5 protein-coding genes are annotated in these 6,111 nt (G+C 36.9%); 1 reads left to right on the forward strand and 4 read right to left on the reverse strand.

All coding sequences use genetic code 11. The annotated features are described in order from the left end of the window. Positions 1-370 precede the first annotated feature (370 nt). A protein-coding gene (locus tag DRJ53_RS20750; protein WP_206609856.1) for an IS5 family transposase occupies positions 371-1,149 on the forward strand; the annotation gives its coding sequence in 2 pieces (ribosomal slippage) (positions 371-701 and positions 701-1,149; 780 coding nt in all). Here DRJ53_RS20750 and DRJ53_RS20755 read toward each other — a convergent pair. The 4 genes from DRJ53_RS20755 to DRJ53_RS20775 all read right to left on the reverse strand — a co-directional run bounded on the left by DRJ53_RS20755 (position 1,088) and on the right by DRJ53_RS20775 (position 5,845). Continuing rightward, positions 1,088-1,744: a hypothetical protein gene (locus DRJ53_RS20755; RefSeq protein ID WP_123893763.1), complete on the reverse strand. Its 657-nt coding sequence runs from the start codon at positions 1,742-1,744 to the stop codon at positions 1,088-1,090. The two genes, DRJ53_RS20750 and DRJ53_RS20755, sit on opposite strands and share 62 nt — an antisense overlap. A 218-nt stretch (positions 1,745-1,962) precedes the next feature. Further along, positions 1,963-4,545, reverse strand: a complete 2,583-nt coding sequence (locus DRJ53_RS20765) for a calcium-translocating P-type ATPase, PMCA-type (RefSeq protein ID WP_114237598.1) — start codon at positions 4,543-4,545, stop codon at positions 1,963-1,965. Continuing rightward, a complete protein-coding gene (locus DRJ53_RS20770) occupies positions 4,542-5,018 on the reverse strand; it encodes a DUF2062 domain-containing protein (protein ID WP_114237599.1) in 477 nt (158 codons plus the stop codon). Before DRJ53_RS20770 ends, DRJ53_RS20765 begins: the two co-directional genes overlap by 4 nt. After that, positions 5,015-5,845: a universal stress protein gene (locus DRJ53_RS20775; RefSeq protein ID WP_114237600.1), complete on the reverse strand. Its 831-nt coding sequence runs from the start codon at positions 5,843-5,845 to the stop codon at positions 5,015-5,017. Before DRJ53_RS20775 ends, DRJ53_RS20770 begins: the two co-directional genes overlap by 4 nt. Positions 5,846-6,111 lie beyond the last annotated feature (266 nt).

Consider the following 6,111-nt stretch of genomic DNA (forward strand, 5'->3'; position numbering starts at 1 on the left):
GTCGACAAAGAGATCTATGATGCGCACTTCGTTATCTGCATCAATGATATCATCCAGGCTTTGCGGGAAAAGAACTGCCTGAGTGCGGTCCGTACCGGTGATGTAGTGCATGCTTAAAGCTACTGCTTACACATGCTAACCACAAACAACAACCAGCGCAATTATCAACAGTTTTTAGACAGTTTGACGGTTCACAGCTTTAAGAAGTAAAGGAATTTGAAAAAGTTCAGTTCCAAATACTTGTTGCTGCCGACTAAAGGTAATTTGATGACTTCATATTCTAAAGCCTTTATTTTTTAAAGCTACTGTTAGGCGCTTTGCTCTTTTGACTAGAAGTGGTCTCATAAATAGTGTTGGGTAATTTTGTGGGATGAGACTGACAGACAAGCAATGGGAGCAAATTCAAGGTCTTGTTCCCGACGGCCCTGTTAGAAGTGATGGCAAGGGCCGCCCCTGGAGGGACAAACGCGAAGTATTGGAAGGTATTCTGTGGATTGTGAAAACAGGTGCCAGATGGCGGGACCTGCCTAAGGAGTATCCACCCTACCAAACCTGTCATCGCAGGTTTCAGCAATGGGTAGAGGATGGGACCTTTGATAAGTTGATTGAGGCATTGGCCAAAGATCTTCAGGAAAGGGGCGGCATAGACATGTCAGAGTGTTTTATCGACGGCACGTTTTCACTTGCCAAAAAAGGGGGCTTTTTGTGGGAAAGACTAAACGCGGTAAAGGCAGTAAGATCATGGCAATCACGGACGCTGGTGGTGTTGTTCTTTCTGTCAGGATCGAATCTGCAAGTCCTCATGAAGTCACTTTAGTAGAGAAGACCCTGGACGACAGGTTTGTGGAAGAAATGCCAGAGCGATTAATTGGTGACAAAGCATACGATAGTGATGAATTGGATGAGCGCTTAGCTGATATGGGTATAGAGATGATTGCGCCACATAGAACCAACAGGGTCAGGCAAAAGACCCAAGACGGCCGAAAGCTCAGACGCTACAAACGCAGGTGGAAGGTGGAGCGGTTCTTTGCCTGGTTATTTAACTACCGCAGATGCATTGTTCGTCATGAAAACAAAGAACAAAACTTCAAAGCAATCGTGCTCTTAGCTTGTATGATGATCTTTCTAAAATCATATTTCCATTTATGAGACCACTTCTATAGTAAAATACATTGTTTATCCAAAGTCCATCTCCCTTTGGCCTAAGGATATAGTCTTGTCGGAGTGTCCCTTTTGGCAAAAACACTTCTAAGCCATGAATACCTTTGGTAACATCATGAGTCTTCCTTAGCTCCGAAACTGGGGGTTTATTTTTCCTGCTAAGCGATTTGTCAATCAAGCTGGAGTCAGCATCAGCAGCAATTATCGGGGGCTCAAATAAAGAAAAGCCAATATAGTCATAGTCTACAAGCTGAGTCTTGGCAGTAAAGAAGCCAGCAGATTTAGTGATCTTTCCTTTGTAAGTAAGAAAGCCACCATCAGAAGCAGAATACCACTTCTTGCCAGTGCTGTCAACAAAAACAGGAATCTTATTTATCGTGATATTATTGCCTTTAATTGTCACGTTGACCTGGTGAAACCACTTTTGTGCAGGAAAGCTGTCGCTCATAAAAAAGTTTACCTTTCCTGAAGTGTCTATACTAAGCCCATTAAGCTCATAGGCGAAATAAGTTCCATCTAAACTTTGTCCATGTACAAAGGACATTGATAAGAAAAGAGTCAGGAATGTAATTATTCTTTGCATAAAGGGAAAGTCGGATTAGCATTGCGCCTAACGTTTTCGGGCTTGGCGAAGGTGGCGATTATCACCACAAATGTTGATGCGGAGAACCAAACTTTGATTAACCACAAATGTGTCTGCGGAGCACTGAACCGCCACTTTTGCCAAACCCGTGTTATAGCCAGTGGTTCTTGTCCACCATCCTTGCAAACCATTGTCAGTATTGAGTTTTAGTGTCATGATTATTTCTTAGACCTTGAGATGTTTAGACTTCTCCGTTTAATCCATTTTTCTACTTCTACTATCCAGAAAACAATACTTGATAGTCCTATACAGATTAATAGTTCAATAACGGTCAAAGATTTTGTAATGAAAATGTCCTGTAAGAAAGGAACATAAATTACTGCCATTTGCAAAGCAAAGGTTAGTAGAACAGCACCAACCAGTTGTTTATTGGTAAAAACTCCCTGTTGAAATAGTGATTTTATGTCGCTTCTAATAGCCATGGCTTGCCCCATTTGGCTTATACATAATACTGTAAAGACCATAGTTGGCCACTTATCGTTCCCAATATGAATCGCCCATGCTTGTATAGATAAACAAATGGTTGCCATTAATAAACCTACCCAAAAAATATGGAAACCTAAACTCTTTGTGAATATGGTTTCATCTGTCCTTCGAGGTGGTCGTTGTAAAATGTTTTCTTCAGCAGGTTCAGCTGCATAGGCTAATCCTGGTAGTCCATCTGTTACCAAGTTAATCCATAAAATTTGTATTGGTATAAGTGGAATGGGCATTCCGACAAGTGGTGCTAAAAGGATAATAGAAATTAAACCACCCTTACTCGTAAGTGTATATTTTATAAATTTTCTGATGTTATCATAAATTCTCCTACCTTCTTTTACTGCCTTAATGATGGTAGCAAAATTATCATCCAGTAAAATCATTTGGGCAGCTTCTTTGCTTACATCAGTTCCTGTAATACCCATAGCAACACCAATATCAGCTCTTCGCAAAGCAGGAGCATCATTTACACCGTCTCCCGTCATCGCTACAAAATTATTTTTCTTTTGTAACATTTTTACAATTTCTAATTTTTGCTCAGGCGATACTCGGGCATAAACTTTTATGTATTCAACTTCCTTTTCAAACTCTTCATCAGAATAGCTCTCTAATACTGCACCCGTAATTACTTTATCTGTTTTTTTGTAAATAATACCCGTTTCTAATGCAATTGCGTGAGCTGTTATAGGATGATCACCTGTTATCATTACTGGTGTAATGCCTGCTGAATGGCAATCGGCAATTGCTTGTTTGGCTTCCTCTCTCGGAGGGTCTATCATAGCAACTATGCCAATGAAGTTAAGATTCTGTTCTGTGTTTTGGATGGTACTTTTTTCAGGTAATTTATCCAATATTGAATAAGCGTAAGACAAAACTCGTTTACCTTGTTGTGCAAATGTATTAACGACTTTTAAAATTTCGGTATCGTCTTGTGTTGTACAACATTTTAATACCGATTCTACAGCACCTTTTGTAATAGCTATATATTTACCATTGTATTCGTAAACGGTTGTCATTCGTTTTCTTTCAGAGTCAAAGGGTAATTCATTAACTCGTTTATTTTCTCGCCATGATTCGTTGTAGTGCTTTTGTTTTCGGGTGTATGTTACTAAAGCAATTTCTGTTGGATCTCCATTAAATTTATTCAATTCATCTACAGAAACATCATGGTTTAGTTCCATTGCAAACAATAACAACTCTTCTTCTTTGAAGTTTTGATAGGATACTATTTCATTTGGTTGCCAGATGTCAGTAACCGTCATTTTATTTTGGGTAATTGTACCTGTTTTATCTGAACAGATATAGGTAATTGAACCTAAAGTTTCAACCGAAGGAAGTCTGCGAATGAGTGCATTCTTTTTTACCAATCGTTTAGCACCGATGGCCAATGAGATTGTGATAATAGCTGGTAATGCTTCGGGTATTGCTGCAACCGCTACAGAAATTGTTATGAACAGCATCTTTATAGAATCCTCGCCTCTTAGTAAACCCAAAACATACACTATAGCACAAATAATCAATATAATTAAAGATAATCTTTTAGTGAAATTTGCTAGCTTAATTTGAAGAGGAGTTAGATTTTCTTTTTCCTGTAAGAGTGCAGCAATACGTCCTATTTCGGTATTCATTCCCGTTGCGACTACAATGCCTTCGCCTCGTCCATAAGAAACGATGGTGCTTTTGAATGCCATATTACTTCTGTCGCCAATGGGTAGGTTTTCCAAATGGAGTTGATGGGTTTGTTTATCTATGGCATAAGATTCGCCAGTAAGAGAAGATTCTTCTAATTTAAGCGAATGTGTTTCAGTAAGTCGAATGTCTGCAGGAACAATGTCGCCAGTCTCTAAAACAACAATATCACCAATTACTAATTCCGATGTTGCTATTTCAATAAGCTTACCATTCCTTCGAACCAAAGAGTTTAAAGCAGACATCTTTTTTAATGCAGCCATTGCCTTTTCAGCTTTGTATTCTTGAATAAAACCAATGAGTGCATTCATTAATACGATGCTTATTATCAGTACTGCATCCTTGACATCTCCGATTGCGATTGATATTCCGGCTGCAACGAGAAGAATCACTATCATTAAATCTTTAAATTGATTTAACATAAGAATCCAAAAAGGGTTTTTCTTTTTTTCAACTAATTCATTCCTTCCATTTTCAAGCAACCGTTCTTCGGCATCAGATTGATGCAAACCATTTTTGCTTGTGTTAAGCAATTGTTGGGTTTCATGAACAGATAATATGTGATGATTCATTTTGTCTTTTGAATTGGGTTGTTAGCTTTTAGGTTACGCCTGCGCTCAACAGTATATTTAGTGATATAATAAACAAATAATCCCATTACTGAACTAACTATGGTAGAACCAATAATTAAAACATATCCCATTTGGGGTAAATTTTTATACCAATTGTCATAATCAAATTGAATATCAGTTTTAATAAAATAGCTTCCAACTTTATAGCTTATCATCAATAAAAAAGGACTTGTTAAAGGATTAGAAATAAATGCACCTGATATTGCGGCTACTATGTTAAAACGAAAGATTTTGTATAATAGTAGAGATAAAACTGTACTTAACCCAAAGGTTGGGAATACACCCCAAAACGCTCCAATTGCTGCTCCTAATGCAATTTCATGAGCACTCCCTCTTGCATAGTATATTTTTAAAAAGCTAATCTTTGCTTTTCGAAAAATATTTACAACAAAGTTACCTTTAGCCGATTTCATTTGGAATATATCAATACTGGTATTTTAGTGGTATAGGTAAGTTCAGCAGATTTACTCGGCAGAAAAATTGTCTCAAAAAAACTCTTTTCTCTTTTTGTAAACATGATTAAAAGTTCAGGTTTCGATTTAGAAATAAACTGAGAGATTCTGTCTACAAGAGATAATTCCAGATTATTTTTTACAATGTTTAGTTTAATGTTTTTATATTCCTCTGTACTAAATAAACTTTTATTGCGTTCAAATTTATTTTTGTCAAAAATAATAGATGAGTAATGCAATACATCTAAACCGCATTTTACAGTACCCGAAAATTTGGAAACCTTATCTATTTCTTTCTTTAGGTTTTCAAAATCTGATAAGTAAGTTACTTTTTTTAATACTTTAGCACGATAATGACTAGGAATAACCAAAACGGGAGTTTTAGAATTATTTACAATGTAGGATGTATGAGTACCCATTATCTTTCTCAATACACCAGCACCTTGTGTTGCGATACAAATAAAATCCATTTTGTTTTTTTCGGCATATCTTATAATGTCTTTCTCGGTTGAGATAGCAGAGTCAATAACAAACTTAATATTGGCAAACTTATTTTTATCTTCTCCAATTGTTGAATAAACAAACTTTTTAAGCTCAGCAGTAAGTCTTTCTATTTCTTCTTGTTTAAATGTTTTATAGAAAATATCACTCCATTTAGTTGGCTTTAAAAAATGTACAGTGTGGTAGAATGTTGCTTCTATTTCATTTGATTGCTTTGCTAGCATTTGAGCAAACCTAATTGCTCCTTTTGAATTTACCGAAAAATCGGTCGTTACTAGTAGTTTCATTTTTATTTTTTTTAAATGTGTGTTTTACTCTTTCTAGTCTTTTCCTATTTGCATAAGCCGGTCAAGGTGACCCATTCAGGCCGGAGCAAACTGACCCACCTTTTTGCTGGCGAGGAGGCCTGTTTTTTTGAGGGATGTGGGCAGTGAAAAAATTGTTTTTACTGCTTTTCTAATTTGTCTTTGCAATTCAAATTTAGGACTTGCTTTTTCAATTGGCTGTTGCTCTTCTTTTTCGCATCGATTCTCCTTTCAATTCAACGCGGTGA

It is taken from the genome of Paracnuella aquatica (assembly GCF_003332885.2).
GTDB classification, from domain to species: Bacteria; Bacteroidota; Bacteroidia; order Chitinophagales; family Chitinophagaceae; genus Flavisolibacter; species Flavisolibacter aquaticus.